Genomic DNA, 20,133 nt, shown 5'->3' with positions numbered 1-20,133 from the left:
ATATGAAAACAGATAATACGGAAAGTATTAAGAAAAAAAGAAGTTTTATTTTACTTATTTGGATTTTACCCTTTATCGCACTGTTACTTTCTTCTTGGATGGTATATGAACATTTGAATGAACAAGATGAAGAAATTGTAGTCTATTTTGAGAGTGCAGATGGTTTTACTGTGGGTAAAACGCCTTTAAAATACAAAGGTATTAAAATAGGAATTGTTTCAAAAATCAATATAAATTACAATAATTTAAATGAATTTATAATCACCATAAATATTAATAAAAAAGTAAAAAAAATTATTGCAAAAGAAGGAAGTACTTTTTGGAAAGTCGAACCAAAAGCAACTTTGACTGAAATATCGGGCTTAAATACAATTTTAAGTGGCGTGTATATTGAAGTTTCTCCTCAATCCGATAAACTTAGTGAAATTTACAAAAATAAAAATAAACAGGTATTTAAAGCAGTAGAGAACAAACCCATTTCTTTATTGAAAAATAAGGGTATTTTTCTTAACTTACGCGCAAGAAGTGCTGGTTTATCTATAGGTGCACCGGTATTATACAAAAGTTTTGTGGTAGGAAAAATATTGAAAAAATCACTTAATGAAGATCAAATATTTTATACTATTTTTATTCAAAATGAATACAAACATTTAGTGAAAAAAAACAGCCATTTTTGGAAAATTAATGGAGTTGATTTAAAAGCTTCTTTAAGCAAAATAGAGTTAAAAATTGAGAGTTTAGCAACACTAATAGCTGGAGGAATTACTTTTGATTCAAAAAAAGAGGATAGTCCTTTAATTAAGAGTAAGACATTTAAGTTGCACCTCTCAAAAGATGAAATATTGTTTGATGATCGAAACATTATTTTGACCCAGAACGCAACAAAAGGTTTAGACAAAAGTTTGAAGGAAGTATTTTATAAGGGTTTTCTTGTTGGAAAAGTGGTACGCGCAGATTTTATAGCCTCTAAAAAAGAAACAAATTTTTTTATTAAATTTAAGAAAGACTATCTCTATTTATTAGAATATAAACCTTACTTTTATATTAATAAACCAGAATTATCATTTGATAATATTGAAAAAATTACCAATATTCTAAAAAGTAATCATATAGAGTTACAAGTTGTTTCAAAAAAAATGATGCAGGTAAAATATAACTTTGAACTGCATGAAAAAGCAAAAAAGATTAGTAGGTATTCCGTAATTCTTAGAACAAATGAAAGTATTAAAGTGAGTAAAGGTTCGCCTGTATATTTTAAAGATATAGAAGTAGGAACAGTCACATATAAAAAACTATATAAAAAAGGAAGTGGGATAAAAATTGGATTAGAAATCTTTTGGAAATATCGATATTTAATTAATGATTCTTCTCTTTTTTATTTAGAATCCCCTATTGAAATAAATGCAAACTTAAGTGGAATAAACATTAAAAGCGCCCCCTTAAAAAGTTATATAAAAGCAGCTATTTCATTTGATACCCCCCACTTAAAAGAAAAGAGTACTACAAGGTATTTTCAATTATTAAACAGCCGAAAGACTATGTTAGATGAAAAATATCTTCAAAAAAAAGCAGAAAGATTTACTATTGAAGTAGAGGAGTTGACTTCCTTGACGAAAAATGACTTTATATATTACAAAGGGATTGAAGTAGGGAAAGTAATACGTAGTATATACAATAAAAAGAGTAAAAAGATTGATATCGAGCTTTTTATATTTGCGGAGTTTTCAAAACTTATTAATGTTACAACAAGATTTTATTCTATTGGAGGCATTGATATTGACGTTTCCTTAGATAAGATTAATATCAAAACTAAGTCTTTAGATACTTTAATCAAAGGTGCGTTATCTTTTATCACTTTGAATGATAAAGCAGAAAAAGCAAATAAAGACCACAGATTTAAATACTTTAAAAACCTAGAAGAAGCAGAAGAAAAATATACTCAAGTATCTGTTTTCATGACAAGAGGATATGATTTAAAAAAAGGAAGTAAACTTCTTTATAAAGATATCGTTATTGGAAGAATAAAAACACTAGCGTTTAGCAGTAACAATAAGATTAAAGCAGAAGTAGATATTCTTAAAACACATAAAAAACTACTTAGAAAAGATACAATTTTTTATCTTAACAATTTTAATTTTAGTCTAAGTAAAATTGAAAATCCAAAAGCGGCACTCTTTGGCCCTAGTATTTCAATTATTGAAGGACAATCTTCTCTTCAAACAAAACAATTTACCTTATTACCTTATACACCTTTGCAAAACTATAATAATGAAGCTTTGAGAATTGTTGTTCATGCGGATATGAAAAGTTCTTTAAAACAAAATACACCTGTTTATTATAGACAATTGCAAATTGGGGCAGTTGAAAAATATACGCTATCAAAAGACAGCACACATATAAAATTACAAGTTTTAATTGATTCTAAATATAAACATTTAGTAAGAAAAAATTCAATTTTTTATAATGCAGGTGCTTTTGGAATTGATTTTTATTTATTTGGAGCAAAAATCAAAACTGAAACTCTTGAAACACTTATAAATGGGGGTTTATCTATGGTAACACCCACAAAATATGGCAAACAATCTCTTTCTATGCAAGAGTATATTTTGGAGCCTGATTTAGATGAGGCTTGGTTAAAGTGGAATCCCAAAATATATAAATAATATATTTTTTGTTATGGGGCACTGCTTTAACAGAGTGTCTTTTTGTTTGCATATATTTTATTCAAGAAACAACTTTCTCTTAACTCTCTTCTGTTTTAAATTATCCTGCTAAAATACGCTTTATTTTTTTAAGGAATTTTATGAATATTTTATTATCTTTACTGTTATTGGTTTTCTCTCTTAGCGCTACTTCTTTTTCAAAATCTAAAAAAATACTCCTAAAAAAGGTATATTTTGACAAACAATTTTCTTTTTATTGTTCAAACCCTTATGAAATAAAAAGAATAAAAGGCAAGTATAAAACTCTGATAATAGAAGATAAACAGTATTATTCTGCTAGAAAACCTTTTTATAAATCAGGAAAAATAAATATAAGAGCAAAGCGTATTGAATGGGAACATATTATGCCTGCACATAATTTTGGAAAACATCTTTCTTGTTGGAAAAAAGGTGGAAGAAAAGCCTGTAGAAAAGACAAGATTTTTAAAGCCATGGAAGCAGATATGCATAATTTAGTACCAGCAATTGGCGAAGTTAATGCCAATAGGTCTAACTATAGGTTTGGAGCACTCTCTCCTCATGTTAAACAATACGGTATTTGTGAAGTACAAATTGATTTTAAAAAGAGAAGAGCTTATGTTCGAGATGAAATTAAAGGAGACATTGCAAGAATATATTTTTATATGAGCGATAAATATAATATTAGAATGTCAAAACAAGAAAAAAATATGATGAAAGCATGGAATAAACTCGATCCCATTGATGAATGGGAAATATTAAAAAACAGCAGATTACTTCGTTTGCAAGGGCAGGGGAATAAGTACATTATGGGAGCAAAAATTTAGAGTAGGGACGAATAAGAAAATTTTAGCATCACTGTGCTAAAAATATTTCTTATTCGGTTTTATGAAAGAAAAGTTTTTATGTCTTTTTTTGCATAATATTTAAAATAACTTCATCTGTTTTTCTCATACCTACTTGTGCTAATACCCCAATGTTTTTAATGGTAGCTTCTACATTCGAAGAAATAATACCTTCTCCATCTTGTAAGTATTTTTGATTTAATGCAAGCATAGAGGAATCAAACGCAGCATATAAACCAGTGGCAATTTTAGTTGCACAGGATGCTTTTGCTCCATCACAAATAATGCCTGAAACATTTCCAAGGTTATTACTAATGGAATTTGCCACGGTATCATAAGTGGCTTCTTCTAAAAAAGAAATTGCACCTGCAACAGCACTAGCAGCACACATTACTCCACAATAAGCAGAAAGTCTTCCCACACTTGTTTTTAAATGAATGGTTGAAAGATGAGAAAATACTAGGCCTCTAATTAATTGTTCTTTTGATAACTTTTTTTCTTGGGCATATTTTATAATAGGCAAAGAAGCTGTCATTCCTTGGTTTCCACTACCACTTGTGGTCATAACAGGTAAAGAACAGCCACTCATTCGTGCATCACTTCCTGCTGCTGTAAAAGAAACACATTTATTTCGTATGTCTTTTCCATAAAAACCTTCATTCATATTTTTTTGAATCAAACTTCCTATGTTAACCCCAAATTCTTCTTTTAACCCTGCATTTGCAATACTTGAATTTAGACGTATTACTTGATCAAATAAGTCTTCCACTTCTTTTGTATCAATACTTTTAGCAAAACTATAAATAGTTTTGATACTTAAATCTGCACGATCATCTTTAGTTGTTTTAAAATCAATATCATTACAAATTTGTTCCACTAGAATTTTTTTGTTTTTTTCAATTCTTGTAATATTGGTGTGAAAATGTTTTATCTCAACGAGTGCAAAATCATTCTTGTAAAAAGCTTCTACTCTTATATAAAGTTTAACAGAGCTTTTATCATGAATTACATTTATAGTATGAGTGTCTAAGTAGTGTTTTGCTTTTTGTATGTCTTTTTTACTTAAATCACTAATTACCATTAATTCTTTTTTAGAATCTCCTGCACTAAGGCCTAATGCTACTGCTGCTTCTATTCCAACCATGCCTTCACTGTTTGGAATGGTAACTGATTTGACATTTTTTATCATATTTCCAGATACATAAATGTCAATTTTTGAAGGCATATAACCCAATACTTCTTTTGCTTTTGCGCAAACATAAGCTATTGCAATTGGTTCTGTACAACCTTGTGCAGGTACAATCTCTTCTCTTAAAATATTTAGTATTTTTTGCTTATCCATATTTTTTCCCTTGTCTAATATGATTTATTTATTTGACATTGTATTACTATTAGTTATACTATGTCAAATAATGAATAATTATTGATTATATAAAGGATGATTATATGGATTCAAATCTTTTGAAGGTTTTTGTAGAAGTGGCTAAGAAAAAAAGTATTAGTCTGGCTGCTAAAAAATTAAAAGTGACACAAACAAATGTAAGTTTACGAATCAAACAATTAGAAAAGAATATTTCATTTGAGCTCTTCCATCGTGTTCCTAAAGGAGTATTATTAACTAAAGAAGGAGAAAAACTTTTACCTTTAGCAGAAGAAATAGTAGATAAAGTAAAAGAAGCTACGTCCCAGATTAGAAATATAAAAAAACAAGACTCACTTATAATAGGCTCTACGTATTCTAATACAAAAATGAGACTCATTCCTTTATTAAAAAAATTAAATAAAGATCACTGCGAAATTAAATTAGAACTGGTTACCAATAATACTATAGCGCTTACGCAAATGTTATTGGAATACAAAGTGGATATTGCTTTTATTAATAATGAACCCAAACATGAAAATTTAATCTTATTAAAAAAGTTTGACAATGATTTATTATTTATAGAATCAAAAAAGGAAGCTTCAAAGAAGACTATTTTAGGGCATGAAGGTATTTGTGCTTTTTTTAATGCTTCAAAAATCTATTATGAATATTTGGGTATTAGTGATTATGAAGTCTTAGAAATGGCTAATTTTGAAGTTATTCTTGCTTGTGTGGAGCTTGGAATGGGAAGTACTATCTTACCTAAATCAATTGTGCAACGATATGGTTATTTAAATAAAGTAAAAATTACAAAAGTAGATAAAAGTATTGTAAATATTCCTACTTGTTTGGTTTGTAGAAAAAACAATGTACCCAAAATAAGTACTTATTTAAAGAAAGTATCTTTAGATGAATAAAAATACGTTGATAAAGATACAATAGAATATGAAAATTATAATACTAATATTCCTTCTTTTGTCAGAATTTTTTGCTATTGATATTATTCAAAAAAGAATTATTTTTGATAATAAAAGAGTAGAACTTACAAAAGAATATATAAAATCGCATTATTCCCTTGAAGTAAACAATATAAAAATAAAGCCTGAAATTATAGTAGTGCACCATACAGGAATCAATGATTTTAACACCTCCTTTATGCGCTTTTATGCTTCTGTTTTACCAAATGACAGAGGCGATATAAAAAAAGCAGGTAAATTAAATGTTTCAACACATTTTTTAGTAGATAGAGATGGTAGTATTTATCAAATGATGGATGAAACAACTATGGCAAGACATGTAATTGGTCTTAATTATTCCAGTATTGGTATTGAGAATGTAGGCGGTGAAAATTTTGAAGATAATCTAAGCCAAAAACAATTAGAAGCCAATAGTGAACTTATTAAATATCTTAAGAAAAAATATTCAAGTATTACTTACCTCATTGCTCATTCTGAATATCAAAGATATGAAAAACATTCTTTATGGTTAGAAAAAGATGTTTCATATAGAACAATCAAACACGACCCTTCTTTACGATTTATGAAAGAACTGCGAGTAAAACTTAAAGAAAATAAGAAGTAATATTTTTTTAGACTTGCCAATTAAAACAAAATTCTTAGTAAATAATTATAGTTTTTGTATTTTTTCAAAAAAGTACGAGTATTCACTTGTTATTTACTTGGCAAAACTAAAAATATTGATATAAACTTCTGTCTTAAGTAAAATAATTCCAATTGAGTATATAATATATTTAATTATTTATTAAAGGATGTATTATAATGAAAAAATTTTTATTTATTGTGATTCTTTTTCTTCCTTTTGACTTATTAAAAAATTCAAATATTATTCGTTTAATAATTAATCTAAAGGAGAAAAAATGAAATATATTTTGTATATTTTGCTAATCGTATTTGTACCTCTAAATATTTATGCAAAAAGTGAAACAATAAAAAAAGTATTGTATGTAAATTCTTATCACAGTGGTTATGCTTGGAGTGATAGTATTACTAAAGCTATTGAAAAAACAATAAGAGCATCAGAGATGAAAATTGACTTAAAAATAATAGAAATGAATACAAAATTAAATTATTCTGAAAAATTTAAAATAAAAGCAGGTTTAAACGTAAAACATATAATTGAGAGTTTTAAGCCTGATGTAGTCATTGTTTCAGATGACAATGCTGCTAAGTATGTGATTGTTCCTTATTATTTAAACAGTTCTTTGCCTTTTGTTTTTTGTGGAATTAATGGCAGTGCAAAGATATATAATTTTTCTAATAAAAATGTTACTGGCATGTTAGAAGTAACCTTAATTCCACAATTAATAGAGGTTATTAAAAAATACTCAAAAGGGAATCGTATTGTTTATTTTAATGATGATACTGCTTCTTCTCATAAAGTAGTTCTTACTTTTGAAAAAAAACTAAAAACTAAAGTGAAGACCTACTTTATTACTAGTAAAAATGAGCTTGAAAAATATTTTGTAATGGCTCAAAAAGAAGCAGATATTTTAATATTAGGAACGTTTCCAAAGCTTAGGGCTTCAATTACAAAAAAATATTTAAAACAATATATTTTAAAGCATACAATCATTCCTAGTGTTTCAACAGTAAAAGCTGGAAGTGAAATTACTTTGCTTACTTTTGCAAATAAACCAGAAGAGCAAGGAGAATGGGCTGCTAATACAGCCTTAGATATTTTAAAAGGTAAAAGAACTTCAGAGATAAAAATAGTTCAAAACAAAAAAGCAGAAATTTATATAAATGTAACGTTAATGAAAAAACTAAAAATTGTATTACCTCTTGCTTTATTAGAAAATGCAAGCATAGTTGAATAAGGAACTATTATGAAAAAAATTTATTTTCTGTGTGTGATTATGTTTATTCCATTTTATTTATTTGCAAATGCAGAGGATACAAAAAGAGTACTTTTTATTGATTCTTATAGTGAAGAATATGAATGGAGTGCTGGAATAAAAAGAGGAATAAAAACTAGCAAAAATAACAGTTCTTTAAGAATTGAGTTAAAAATTTTCCATATGAATACCAAAATAAACCCTTCTGAATCCTTTAAAAAAGAAGCTGCTTTAAAAGCAAAACAAGTAATTGAAAACTTTAAGCCCGATGTAGTAATAGCTTGTGATGATAATGCGGCAAAATATCTTATTGTTCCGTATTATAATAATTCTACTTTGCCTTTTGTTTTCTGCGGTATTAATGGAAGCGCAAAAGAATATAACTTTTCGAGAAATAATGTAACAGGAATGATAGAAGTTGAATTTATCGAAGGACTCGTAAATATAATACAAAAATATGCAAAAGGCAATACCTTGGGATATTTAGGAGCAGATGTTATCTCTGATAAAAAAGAATTTCTTGCCCATCAAAAATTCGAAAAAAACATAGAAGCACTTTTTGTTTCTAATGTAGAAGATTGGAAAAAAAAATATCTTTATTTTCAAAAGAACGTAGATATTTTAATTTTGAGTAGTTTCTCACCCTATACATTTAAAAAAGAAGTGCGAGAGGAATTAGCGACTTTTGTGAAAAAAAATACATTAATTCCAAGTATTGCAGGAATCTCTCAAGTCTCAGGGTTTACCCTATTAACCTTTGCTAAAAAACCTGAAGAACAAGGTGAGTGGGCAATGAAAACGGCAATACGTATTTTAAAAGGTGAGAAAACAAAAGATATAGCATATGTTAAAAACAAAATTGCAAAAATGTATATTAATGCTGCACTAATGAAAGAACTAAATATACATTTTCCATTTGAATTATTAGAAAATGCGAATATTGTTCATTAGAAGAGGGAAATAATATGAATCAAACATTAATAAAGTATGTGTTTTTAAGATTAATTTTGTGTGCAATTATATGTAAAAACAAGAATAAAGTATAAAAAATGTTAAAAATTTCATTAAAAACACAACTTTTAAGCTCTATTCTTATTGTTTTATTGTTAAGCATGGGAGTATTATTTTATTTTTCTTATAATAATTTTAAAGAAAAAGTGAATAATTCTCAAGCCCATGTATACAATCAGAAAATAGATAATATACTTTTTTTAATTGAGCAAAAATACAATATTTTAAAAAAAACAGGAATGGAAGTTGCTTTCAAAGAAAGTTTCCAAGAAGGAACAATAAAAGTATTAAAAGAAATATTTTATAAAAATGAGCTTGATTCTTCTTTATTACCTTTTGTTATTAGTGATGAAAAAGAGTATCTCTTACATGGAAAATACAAACAAAAAAACAAAAAATTATATGAAAAAGAAAAAAATTATTTGACAGTATTAGAATTAAAAGAAGGGGATATTACTCTAATGCACAATAAAAAAGATATTTGGATAATTTTCAAGCATTTTAAACAATGGGACTGGATAATTGGCTTTGAAGTACCTACTTCTTTAAAATATAAAGAACTATATGCTTATAGGAATGAATTTTTAATTACTTTGCTTATTATTCTTGTCCTCATTTCTTTATCTATTATTACAATCGTACGATACATTCTTAAACCGATTGATTCTTTAAGTAAAGTTTCAAAAGAAATTGCTTCTGGAAATTTAGATACGCCTATTGCTATCTACGGAAGTATTGAGCTTAGTATTTTAGCAAAGAACTTTATAATAATGAGAGATAAAATAAAAACAAGTATTAAAGAATTGGAACATCACAATATTATACTTGAAGATAAAGTCAAATACAGAACGACTGAATTAGAAAAATCGTATAAAGAATTGGAACAAATATTAGAGAATCTCAACCTAACTCAAGAAAAATTAATTGAATCAGAAAAAATGGCCTCTTTAGGTGGGCTAGTTGCTGGAGTTGCTCATGAAATCAATACTCCTATTGGAATAGGAATTACAGCAATTACTCATTTTATTGAAATGAATAAAAATATAATCAAACTTTATGATAAAAATGAGATGAGTCAAGAAGAATTTGAAGATTTTTTAAAGACTTCCAAAGAACTTGCACAAATGATATTTGTTAATCTTAACAAAACAGCTACATTAATAAAAAGTTTTAAACAAGTATCTGTTGATCAAATCAGTGAAGATAAAAGGTGTTTTAATTTAAAAGAATATATAAATGATACCTTGTTAAGCATAAGCAATATAACGAAAAAAACTGAAATAGACATCAGAGTAGAGGGGAACAGTGATATCATGCTTAATAGTTATCCTGGCGCATTTTCACAGGTTATTTCAAACCTTGTTATTAATTCAATTCGTCATGCATATGGGATAAAAGATAAAGGATGTATTCTAATTAATATTGAAAGCAAAAATAAAAATTTAATTATTAATTATAAAGACGATGGTAAAGGCATTAAAAAAGAACATTTGTCAAAAATTTTTAATCCATTTTTTACAACCAATAGAGAAAGTGGAGGAACTGGGTTAGGACTTAATATTATTTACAATATTATTAATAATAATTTAAAAGGAAAAATAACTTGTGTTAGTGAAGAAGGGAAAGGCGTATTATTTAAAATTATCATTCCACTTTCTCTTTAACTCTTATGCCTTTTTAGCTTCTTAAGTTTGCTCATAAAAAGAAGAAGTGTTTTTACCTGAATTTTTTGCTTGATACATTGCTTTATCTGCTTGTTTTATAAGTTCATTGGCTTTTTGTTTATTATCGTTAAAAAGTGTAATCCCAATACTAGGTGTTACTATATTCGTGTGTTGATCAATCTTTTTTATATCATTTAGAGCAGCTTTAATTTTATTAGCAAGTGCTTTTGAATAAGCTTTTGCTTCTTCATAATCAATTGATAAATTCTGAGCTAAGATAATAAATTCATCCCCTCCAATTCTTGCTACGGTATCTTCTTTTCTAAGTGTTCTTTTTAGCGTATTTGCAACTAAAATAAGAAGTTTGTCCCCAATTTCATGACCCATGGTATCATTGGTTTCTTTGAAATTATCCAAGTCAATAAATAAAATACAAGCATAATTTTTGATTCTTCCTGCTTTTAAAAGCGCCTGTTTTAATCTGTCCATAAGTAAAAATCTATTAGGAAGTTTTGTTAAGTTGTCATGGGTGGCTATAAATTCCAGTGCTTTTTCTTTTTCTTTTTCTTTTGATATATCTAAATATTGGGCAAGATAATGTGTCACTTCACCTTTACTGTCTTTAATCGCAGTTATCGTTGAGCGTAAAGCTAGAAGCTCATGTTTTTTATTATAATTGTATAACTCACCTGACCAAGAACCGTGAAGAGATAAATCATTCCAAATATTTTTGAAAAAATCACTGTCATGATAATTGGATTTAAACATATTGGGTGTTTGTTTTACTAGTTCTTGTAAACTATATCCTAAAACATTACAAAAAGCTTGATTCGCTTTTATAATATGAGAGCTTTTGTTTGTAATTAACATTGGTTCATTGGTTTCAAAAGCATAAGAAGCAATACGTAATTCATCTTCTTGTTTTTTTCTCATATCTTCATAGGCTATTTTTTCTAGGGTATGTGAAACATCATTAATCATATTATCAAACAGTATCTCAATTTCATTATTAAAAAATGAAAGTTTATTAGAATAAATAATAAGTACTGCATAAACTTTTCCAAATTTTATGATAGGAAATGCTGCTGCAGATTTTAAATTGTATTTTCTTGCAACAGACGCTAAAATAGAAGCTTCTGTTTTCTCAAAAGTATCAATAATAATACCTTCTCCACTGTCAAATACTTTTGCAATTAAACTTTTATTATAAATGATGGGTGTATTGATTTTTTTACTAACATAGTCTTTTAAGGGACTTGAATTAGCATGTATCTTTTTGTCACCTTTACAAATCAGTGCAAAACTCATGTTTTTATTTTTTGAAATCATATAACATAAACCGTTAAATAAAACCTTCTCTTCTTTTATTTTTAATAAGATTTTATTGGTTTTATTAAGGAGTTTATATACTTCATGTTGAGTATCCACTTCATTAAAACTTTTTTCTTCTTTTTTTGTAATACTCTTTAATAAATACAATAGAATAATAGTCATGATTATTGATAAAAATAAAAATAAAAAGCTTAGTTGTTGTTTATTATTTGATTTTTCTTCATAAGCTAATAATTCTTCTTTTGCGTTAAGAAGAGAAAAATCGTACATTTCATTCAAGTTAAATGTTCTGCTTCTAAATATTTCCCACCAGTTTTTAACATAAATCACATCTTCAAAAGAAACAATTTTAAACTCTTCTCGTATAAATTCTAATTGTGTGGAAAAAGGTTTTTCAATAAGGTTTTTATATTTATTAATATCTTCCTTACTCGCACGAAGTAAAAACTCATTTAAATGTATCTTTTGAACCGCTTGTGCGTTAATTAAATCGTTATGTATTTTAATCTGATCAAGTTTTTTTTCATTAATCATAGTCATAAACGTAATCTCTATTTCAGCATATTCTTTAATAGTAAGTAAATTATTGAGATGTAAGTATGTTCTATTAAATAAGTATGAAGCATGTTCTAATTTTATTGAGATAGTAGAATCTAATAAAAGTTTATTGATGTAAATGTATCTATTAATTGCATCATAAGGTTTAAGTGAAAAACGATCAATTTCATTTCTAAGGGTATATAATTCTTCTAGTTGTTGTTCGATTTTTTTACTGTTCTTTATTCTATTATTATTTGTAAAAAATTTTTTTATATTTTCAACATTTTGATTGCTTTCTAATCGCTGGTTGTTTAAATTGTATTTGAACTTTTTTGAAAGTAAATAAATAGAACTAATACTTCGTTCTTTTTGCAAAGAATCCATTAAGTCTTTTACATTCTTCATATAATCAAGGCTTGTGTGCATATTTTTGATTTGATCAAAGACTTTAACTTTTTCATAAACCATAAGCGAGGTAAAGAGAAATGTACCAAGAGCAGGAAGAAGAAAGAGCATCAGAATTTTTGTAAAAAGTTTATTTTGTGACATTTCTTCTCCTTTTTGGAATTATTAAATATTTAAAATACAATAAATCTACTTTATAAGCAGTGAATTATTTTAATATTCAAATTATTTATTGATGATAGGGTTAGAAAGTAATCTTTTTTTATTCGTATATATAATTTTTACTGTTATTTATTATAAAAATCAAGGAAAAAATACTTTACCAAAAGAAAAATCAGCTTAAATATAAAGGGCTAATCTTGATTTATATATCAAAAAGATATAATTCAAAAAAAGTATAAAGGATTAAAATGTCTTTTGAACAAGATTTATTAAACAGAAGTAACAATACTTGCGAATTATGTAAGTCAAGTATTGATCTTAATGTCTTCGAGGTTGAACCTTGTGATGGAAGTATGGAGCAAACAGCAATAGTATGTAAGGTTTGTAAAGAACAAATTGAAGATAATTCTAAGATGCAAGCCAATCATTTTAGATGTTTGAATGATGCTATGTGGAGTGAAGTACCAGCGGTGCAAGTACTTTCTTTTAGAATTCTAAGTCAAATAGCAGCTGAAGGTTGGCCTCAAGAACTTTTGGACATGATGTACTTAGAAGATGATATTAAAGAATGGGCCTTAAAAGGTTTATCAAAAGAGGAAGATATTGAAGTTCTTACAAAAGACAGTAATGGCGTTATTTTACAAGCAGGAGATACCGTAAGCATTATTAAAGATCTAGAGGTAAAAGGAGCTGGTTTTACTGCTAAAAGAGGTACAGCAGTAAGGAATATCTCTTTAACATCTAATCCTTTACAAATTGAGGGACGAGTTAATGGAACAAAAATTGTTTTATTAACATGTTTTTTAAAGAAACAATAAACAAAATGAATTTAATCAGTGAAGAAGGTTATTTGACTTTTGTAGAAGAGTTTAATGATTTACATAAGGTTCAAAAACCCCATTGGGTCAAAGAAAAAGAAATTGCAGCTGCTTTTGGGGATAGAAGTGAAAATGCAGAATATATAGGCGCAAAAGAAATGTTACGTAATATTGATAAACGCTTGCGATTTTTAGAGAAGATTATTAACAGCTCAAAAGTAATTGAAATTAATAAACTAGATCATTCACGTGTTAATTTTGGCTCTTGTGTGACACTTTTGAATTTGCATACAAATAAAACTTCTACTTATTCTATCTTAGGTACCTATGAAGCTAATCCATCTTCTTTGATTATTTCAAATGTTTCTCCTCTTGGAAAATGCTTGTTAAACAAAAAAAAAGGCGAAGAGTTTGAGTTTATAATCAATTCTTGTGTCTATGAATATGAAATTTTAGAAGTTTCTTTGCATATTAGTAAATAAGCTTGACAAAAGAGTAAAAAAACACTAAAATCCTGTTCTTTAAAATGTCGGGGCGTAGCGCAGTCTGGTTAGCGCACCTGGTTTGGGACCAGGGGGCCGGAGGTTCGAATCCTCTCGCCCCGACCATCTATTGTTTACACAATTCACTTTTTTTATCACAAATATTTAAAATTCTTTGAGGTATTGTAGGTATATCTTTTACTTTTGAAAACCAATACAGAGCTTTTCCATAATCTTTTTTCACATCAATACCCAGTTCATAATAAAGTCCTAACGCAATAATAGAAGATAAATATCCTTGATTTGCAGATTCGGTATATAAAGACAGAATAATATCAATATCTTTTATTAAACCTTCTTCTCTTGCATACATACTTGCTAGTTTATATTGCGCTTGAGCATTGTTAGCTTTAGCTGCTTTAGAATACAGCTCTATGGCTTTTTTAGTATTTTTATTAAGAATGATACCTTTTTGATAAAAATAGGCAATTTTCACAAGTGCAGGGATATGATTGTCTTTAGCAGCTGCTTGATAATACTTAACAGCTTTTTTTAAATTTATATTAACAGGGTAATGCCCTTCTTCATAAATAACTCCTAAATCATACTGTGCAAGGCTATTCCCTTTATCTGCAAGTACAAGGTATTTGTCAATCTTAAGGGAATAAAGTGCTTGGCTTACGGCTTCATTGTATTCTTTTTGTATTTGATTAAAAGTATTGTTGGGTTCTGATATTAAGGAGATAGAAAACAGTAGTATATAGAGTAAATATTTCATTATAAGCCTTTAAAAATAATAGTATATTAGCTAAATAAAATTTATAAAGAAATAATAAGTAAAATGATTGTTTATATGAAGTTTATTCTGTGGTTTATAATGGAGGAGAACAAGGGATTCGAACCCTCGGAGGTGTGACCCTCGCCGGTTTTCAAAACCGGTACATTCGACCAACTCTGTCAATTCTCCAACCGTATAACTGTAGGAAGTAGTTAAAAGTATTTTAAATCATATCGTCTATGATTTTTGTTTTCTAAAATGAAATATACATTTCATTTCTCAATAATGTTCCTACATTATTGGACTAAATTTAAAAACATCATAATATGATATTTTTTAATTTATGGTGCGAACGGTCGGAATTGAACCGACACTCTGAAACCAGAATTGGATTTTAAGTCCAACGCGTCTACCAATTCCGCCACGCTCGCATATTTTATTTGGTAGTTATTAATTATTTTTGGTTGCGGAAACAGGATTTGAACCTGTGACCTACGGGTTATGAGCCCGTCGAGCTACCGTGCTGCTCTATTCCGCGGTTTGTAAATTAAGTGGAGCGGGAGACGAGACTCGAACTCGCGACAATCTGCTTGGAAGGCAGAGGCTCTAGCCAACTGAGCTACTCCCGCTTAACTTGTGGTAAAAATAAGATTATAAAGATTACCAGTTCTTTATAAAATGGAGCTGATGATAGGAGTTGAACCTACGACCTGCTGATTACAAATCAGCTGCTCTAGCCAACTGAGCTACATCAGCATTAAAGAATAAACTTTAATTTTTAAAACAGTTAAAAAACTATCTTAGGCTTACTATTATTTCTAATAGTGGTGCGAACGGTCGGAATTGAACCGACACTCTGAAACCAGAATTGGATTTTAAGTCCAACGCGTCTACCAATTCCGCCACGCTCGCATTTTTAATGGTAGTAATATAAAATATAATGTTAAATAAATTCAAATGGTGGCGCGAGACAGAATCGAACTGTCGACACAAGGATTTTCAGTCCTTTGCTCTACCGACTGAGCTATCGAGCCACTATTAAAGTGGTGGGGAGAGAAGGACTCGAACCTTCGAAGCCGTAGGCGAGGGATTTACAATCCCTTGGATTTGACCACTCTCCAACCTCCCCGGATTGAATTATTATTTAACATTAAAATGGATGGGGTATCAGGATTCGAACCTGAGAATGTCAGCACCAAAAGCTGATGCCTTACCACTTGGCGATACCCCAATCATTCGCTTTACTTTAAGCGGATAGAATAATATTGTAATTAACATTAAAGTAATTTTAAATTTAAAGAAAATTACTCTAAATTTTACAAATTTGTTAATATTTATTTAAATCCCTTCATAATCACTATGTCTTTATGTATTTTTCCTATAATAAAGAAAAGGATATTTATGAATATTTATGATTTTAATGTAAAAAATATAAAGAATGAAGATGTTTCAATGAGTATATACAAAGATAAAGTACTACTTATTGTGAATGTTGCTAGTAAATGTGGTTTTACTCCACAATATGAAGGTTTAGAAAAGTTACATGAATTATACAGTGAGAAAGATTTTGCAGTACTTGCTTTCCCTTCAAACCAATTCTCAAAACAAGAACCGGGAACTAATGAAGAAATACAAGAATTTTGTACCTTGAATTATTCTGTTGCGTTTGATATGTTTGCAAAAGTTGATGTGAATGGTGAAAATACTATTCCTTTATATCAGTTCTTAAAGAAAGAAGCAAAAGGCCTACTTTCAACTGAAGGTATTAAATGGAATTTCACAAAATTCTTAGTAGATAAAAATGGAAAAGTTTGCGAAAGATATGGTTCAGCTAAAAAACCAATGGATATAGAAAAAGACATATTAAAATTATTAAAATAACTTTAATACACAAATAGTTACGTATTTAAATATGTAACTATTCTTACAACTATTTTCAATTTCTTCTTTTAATACCTATATTATCGATTTCATATTGTTTTAACTGGATATTATTATACTTAGTTGATTTCAATTATTTGGAATTCTTTATTTTTATATATAGGCATTGTTTGTCCAATATTAGCGTTTATATATGTGGGGTCTGATACAACATATCTTTTATTCTTATATTGTGTAGAATCTCCTTTTACATAAGAAGAAAAAGCTATAGCATTACTTAAATGATTGTCATACTTAAGGGCTATAATGTCTAAATTACTCAAGTTTTTAACTAAAAAATTAAAAAGAATACTTCTGTCTTCACAATCACTGTAAGAGTAAAAGATAGTTTCTTCAGGAAAAAGTACATTTTCTTTGAAAAAGTTTTCTTTATCACTTTTGTAAGAAAAGGCTGTTTGAACAAAACGCAATAAGATATTTATTGCTTCTAATTCTGTTTTTCCTTCTATGATTATTTTTAGTTCTTTTAATAAACTAGAAGATAAAAGCAAAGAGTGGGTGCTGTTAAAATAAACTTTATAATCTGATTGTGGAAAAGTACTGTAAAAATCAATTAAATCAAGGCTGTATTTGGCTTTAATTTTATATTGTTTATTATCATAGGAAAAATTTAATATTTTTTCTTTGATATTTCCAAAAAGTTTGATGGCTTTTCTACTCGTAAAAGAAAGACTTTTATGTGCATTCTCATAGGTACTTTTATAGGTATATACTTGTCCAATATTTTTAATAGGTTTTTCTGCGCTTAATACGTAATATCTTTTATTTTTAATCCTTACATATGAAACTTCATACAATTTGTGAGTAAGTTTTGAAATAAGGTAGATATTATTTTCATTAAATGCAATTTTGACATCATAATTCATCTTTGATAAATAAAACCAAGTAAATAAATTTGCCATATTTTTATCTTGATATATTTGATACGCACTTTTATATATAAGTAAATATTTTGCCCAATCATTTAAGTTTAATTCCCTTGCATAGTCTTGAAATTGCCTAAGGGTACCTTGATACTTACTTTTACTTATATCATTCCAAAAAGCACTAAAAGCATCTTTATTGTACCTTAGAAAGTTTTTATGTTTTTTATCATAATCAATATTTATCTCTTGCGAATAAAAAGAAAACGATATCTTTTTTAAATTATTAAAAGGAAGTATCGTTTTTTCTTTTAAAACAATTTTTGAATCTTCTTCTTTATTTATGTTTTTGATTGTAATTATTTTTGATTTTTTGATTTCTTTTTTACTTAAATGAATGGGATTATTGATGCTATTTAATATTTGAGGTTTATTTTTTTCATAGGGATTAAGTGTATAACTGCTTTGAAAATGCAACCAGTCTTTCTTTAACGCTTCAACAAAGTCTTGATCAAAGGATTTTTTATAACTGTGATATTCTTTTTCTTGCGTTTTTAACCAATCTTGGTATTCATTGGCTGGTAAAAAGCATAAAAGCGCTAAGAAAAGAAGATACTTTTTCATAAAATATTGTCTTGTATTAATTTATTATAAACAAAACGTTTTTGATTTACCTTGTATAAATATTTTTTTGTTTCTTTATACGGCAAATTTTTCATAAGTTGTTTATATACTTCCTTTGCTTGCATTTTATTAATAATTTCTATTGCTTTTTTAATATTGTTTGTTTTGTAAAAAGCTCTGGCCACATTACCTGCGCCTGTATTATATGCCGCAATGGCACAGTATAAACGCGCTTCTTTATTTTTTATACCTTTTAAATATTTGTAAAATAAAATATGTAAATAAGCTGTACCTATTTTGATGTTATTTTTGGAATTATATAAATAACTTGAAGATAAAAGTTTTTTTTCGCCATACAAAAAATTATAAGAATCAATTCCCGCTGACTTAGGAACAATTTGCATTAAACCATAAGCAGGAATATGAGATCTTGCCATTGGATTAAAAGCACTCTCTGAATGGATAATGGCATAAACCAGTTCTTTTGGAAGCTGCATTTTTTTTGCATCTGCTGAAATTGTATTTTTATGTATTAATGCTTTATTTATTAAAGCTTTTGAAGGAAGTTTTAAATTAAGGCTATAAATAGTGTTATTGTTATAGATAGTTTTTTCTAAGGGACGGACTTGAATATATTTTTTATATTTTTTGATAGTACTTTTATTAAGCACATCTGCTATTATTTTTTCTTTTGATTGTATTTTTAGTTTTTTCTTTAGTTTTTTTGAAATATTTTGTTCTAATTGATCGTTTTTATAAGCACTTTTTACATCTTCTTTTAATAAATCACTTAAAGCTTGTGAAAGTTTTTCTCTTGCTTCTTTAGAAGATTTTGCAATAACATTTAAATGAATAACTTGATTTTCAAAATCAACAACTTTTTTTTCTTGATAGTTTTTGGAATATTGTACCCATTTGTTTTTTGTGGATAATTCTTTTTGTGGCCAGAATGTTTTAATTTCATTTATATACTCTTTATGTGCTTCTAAAAAGGCTTCTTTGTAAGTATAAAAGTCTTTTTTATAAGCAGAGTATGAAATATTTTCTTCTTTTTTAAAATCTTCAAAACTTTGAGAGAATAAAAAAAGGGGTAATAATAAAACAAGGACTTTTTTCATAGTATTTCTTTGCTAACTATAGGTTTCCCTATAGTTTATTTATTTAACTTTTCAAGTTCCATCGCAAGCTCACCTTGTGCTTTTGAAGCCAAAAACTTTTGATACATTGCTTTATCATCTTTAAATGAAGTTCTTACTGATTCTTCTATTTTTGAGCTAACCTGCGCAGTATCTACTGCCATTAATACATAAAATGTACCAGAGGTAGATATCCATGTATCTTTTACAATAGTATTGTTAAGTGTTTCAGAAGCGATTTGTTTCGATACTTTTTCACTTGATTTATCAAAGGTAGAATTCTCACCTGAACCCGTAACAGATTTAAAGGATTTGAACATATTATTAACTTTTACTGATATTTGTTTTGCTAAGTTATCTCTAGCATCAGCCATAGCTTCTTCTCTTTGAAAAGAAAAATCATTACCTGCATTTTGAGGCGCTGAGCCTACATCTGAAATAGTTCCTTGGACATAAGGCATTCTAACCCATTTTGGAGAACCTTTTAATTCAGGATTTACATACATATCACCAGATGAAGTTTCTGTTTTTTTTACTTCAACTTCTTCTTTTGAAGAACAAGCCGTAAAAAGCACTGAGCCTAGTAAAATGGGGAGTAAGCTCTTAATAAGAATTTTTTTCATTTTTTTCCTTT

The 20,133-nt window shown here is 27.8% G+C and carries 16 protein-coding genes and 10 tRNA genes; 11 read left to right on the top strand and 15 right to left on the bottom strand.

Annotated elements, in window-relative coordinates; translation table 11 throughout:
• The first annotated feature begins 2 nt into the window (after positions 1–2).
• Positions 3–2,663, top strand: coding sequence for an MCE family protein (locus tag HRT41_11235; protein NQY24593.1), 2,661 nt, complete (start codon positions 3–5; stop codon positions 2,661–2,663).
• Positions 2,664–2,803: 140 nt separating this feature from the next.
• Positions 2,804–3,508 carry an endonuclease gene (locus HRT41_11230; GenBank protein ID NQY24592.1) on the top strand — a complete coding sequence of 235 codons (705 nt, stop codon included), beginning with the start codon at positions 2,804–2,806 and terminating at the stop codon, positions 3,506–3,508.
• Between the two features lie 76 nt (positions 3,509–3,584).
• Here the strand turns inward: HRT41_11230 and HRT41_11225 are convergent, their stop codons facing one another.
• Positions 3,585–4,868 carry a serine dehydratase subunit alpha family protein gene (locus tag HRT41_11225; GenBank protein ID NQY24591.1) on the bottom strand — a complete coding sequence of 428 codons (1,284 nt, stop codon included), beginning with the start codon at positions 4,866–4,868 and terminating at the stop codon, positions 3,585–3,587.
• Positions 4,869–4,972: 104 nt separating this feature from the next.
• On the opposite strand from HRT41_11225, the gene HRT41_11220 reads away from it, so the two are divergent.
• The 5 genes from HRT41_11220 (at position 4,973) to HRT41_11200 (ending at position 10,418) form a co-directional block, all read left to right on the top strand.
• Positions 4,973–5,806: a LysR family transcriptional regulator gene (locus tag HRT41_11220; protein ID NQY24590.1), complete on the top strand. Its 834-nt coding sequence runs from the start codon at positions 4,973–4,975 to the stop codon at positions 5,804–5,806.
• 28 nt (positions 5,807–5,834) lie between these two features.
• Positions 5,835–6,470, top strand: coding sequence for an N-acetylmuramoyl-L-alanine amidase (locus HRT41_11215; GenBank protein NQY24589.1), 636 nt, complete (start codon positions 5,835–5,837; stop codon positions 6,468–6,470).
• A 295-nt stretch (positions 6,471–6,765) separates the two neighbouring features.
• Positions 6,766–7,725: an ABC transporter substrate-binding protein gene (locus HRT41_11210; protein NQY24588.1), complete on the top strand. Its 960-nt coding sequence runs from the start codon at positions 6,766–6,768 to the stop codon at positions 7,723–7,725.
• 9 nt (positions 7,726–7,734) lie between these two features.
• Entirely contained in the window at positions 7,735–8,694 is a 960-nt protein-coding gene (locus HRT41_11205; protein NQY24587.1) for a hypothetical protein, read from the top strand.
• 98 nt (positions 8,695–8,792) lie between these two features.
• The gene (locus HRT41_11200; GenBank protein ID NQY24586.1) at positions 8,793–10,418 is read left to right on the top strand and encodes a HAMP domain-containing protein; all 1,626 of its coding nucleotides are present in this window, start codon (positions 8,793–8,795) and stop codon (positions 10,416–10,418) included.
• 21 nt (positions 10,419–10,439) lie between these two features.
• Here the strand turns inward: HRT41_11200 and HRT41_11195 are convergent, their stop codons facing one another.
• Complete coding sequence (locus tag HRT41_11195; protein NQY24585.1) at positions 10,440–12,839, bottom strand: diguanylate cyclase; 2,400 nt, start codon at positions 12,837–12,839, stop codon at positions 10,440–10,442.
• Between the two features lie 266 nt (positions 12,840–13,105).
• Between HRT41_11195 and HRT41_11190 the strand changes: the two genes are divergently transcribed.
• From HRT41_11190 to HRT41_11180, 3 genes are all read left to right on the top strand, one after another.
• A complete protein-coding gene (locus HRT41_11190) occupies positions 13,106–13,675 on the top strand; it encodes a PhnA domain-containing protein (GenBank protein NQY24584.1) in 570 nt (189 codons plus the stop codon).
• A 5-nt stretch (positions 13,676–13,680) separates the two neighbouring features.
• On the top strand, positions 13,681–14,157 hold the full coding sequence (locus HRT41_11185; GenBank protein NQY24583.1) for a GreA/GreB family elongation factor: 477 nt from the start codon (positions 13,681–13,683) through the stop codon (positions 14,155–14,157).
• A 48-nt stretch (positions 14,158–14,205) separates the two neighbouring features.
• Positions 14,206–14,283 (top strand) — tRNA-Pro (locus tag HRT41_11180).
• Position 14,284: 1 nt separating this feature from the next.
• Here the strand turns inward: HRT41_11180 and HRT41_11175 are convergent.
• The 10 genes from HRT41_11175 to HRT41_11130 all read right to left on the bottom strand — a co-directional run bounded on the left by HRT41_11175 (position 14,285) and on the right by HRT41_11130 (position 16,166).
• Entirely contained in the window at positions 14,285–14,935 is a 651-nt protein-coding gene (locus HRT41_11175) for a sel1 repeat family protein (protein NQY24582.1), read from the bottom strand.
• A 100-nt stretch (positions 14,936–15,035) separates the two neighbouring features.
• Positions 15,036–15,124: transfer RNA gene (locus HRT41_11170), tRNA-Ser, on the bottom strand.
• Between the two features lie 155 nt (positions 15,125–15,279).
• Positions 15,280–15,366 (bottom strand) — tRNA-Leu (locus HRT41_11165).
• A 30-nt stretch (positions 15,367–15,396) separates the two neighbouring features.
• Positions 15,397–15,473 (bottom strand) — tRNA-Met (locus tag HRT41_11160).
• 14 nt (positions 15,474–15,487) lie between these two features.
• Positions 15,488–15,564: transfer RNA gene (locus HRT41_11155), tRNA-Gly, on the bottom strand.
• Positions 15,565–15,614: 50 nt separating this feature from the next.
• A tRNA-Thr gene (locus tag HRT41_11150) sits at positions 15,615–15,691 on the bottom strand.
• A 69-nt stretch (positions 15,692–15,760) separates the two neighbouring features.
• A tRNA-Leu gene (locus tag HRT41_11145) sits at positions 15,761–15,847 on the bottom strand.
• A gap of 46 nt (positions 15,848–15,893) precedes the next feature.
• Positions 15,894–15,969 (bottom strand) — tRNA-Phe (locus HRT41_11140).
• 10 nt (positions 15,970–15,979) lie between these two features.
• A tRNA-Tyr gene (locus tag HRT41_11135) sits at positions 15,980–16,064 on the bottom strand.
• A gap of 27 nt (positions 16,065–16,091) precedes the next feature.
• Positions 16,092–16,166: transfer RNA gene (locus HRT41_11130), tRNA-Gln, on the bottom strand.
• Between the two features lie 170 nt (positions 16,167–16,336).
• Here HRT41_11130 and HRT41_11125 point away from each other — a divergent pair.
• Positions 16,337–16,816 (top strand): glutathione peroxidase, encoded by a 480-nt coding sequence (locus HRT41_11125; GenBank protein NQY24581.1) that lies wholly within the window; start codon positions 16,337–16,339, stop codon positions 16,814–16,816.
• 119 nt (positions 16,817–16,935) lie between these two features.
• Here HRT41_11125 and HRT41_11120 read toward each other — a convergent pair whose 3' ends face one another.
• From HRT41_11120 to HRT41_11110, 3 genes are read right to left on the bottom strand one after another with little or no spacing between them, the layout of a single operon-like run.
• Positions 16,936–18,363, bottom strand: a complete 1,428-nt coding sequence (locus HRT41_11120) for a hypothetical protein (GenBank protein ID NQY24580.1) — start codon at positions 18,361–18,363, stop codon at positions 16,936–16,938.
• On the bottom strand, positions 18,360–19,481 hold the full coding sequence (locus tag HRT41_11115; protein ID NQY24579.1) for a DUF3393 domain-containing protein: 1,122 nt from the start codon (positions 19,479–19,481) through the stop codon (positions 18,360–18,362). Before HRT41_11115 ends, HRT41_11120 begins: the two co-directional genes overlap by 4 nt.
• A 35-nt stretch (positions 19,482–19,516) precedes the next feature.
• A complete protein-coding gene (locus HRT41_11110; GenBank protein NQY24578.1) occupies positions 19,517–20,122 on the bottom strand; it encodes an LPP20 family lipoprotein in 606 nt (201 codons plus the stop codon).
• Positions 20,123–20,133 lie beyond the last annotated feature (11 nt).

Source organism: Campylobacteraceae bacterium (assembly GCA_013215945.1).
GTDB lineage: Bacteria > Campylobacterota > Campylobacteria > Campylobacterales > Arcobacteraceae > NORP36.
Note: the sequence above shows the minus strand (reverse complement) of the source record. Positions and strands in the feature narration are given on the sequence as shown.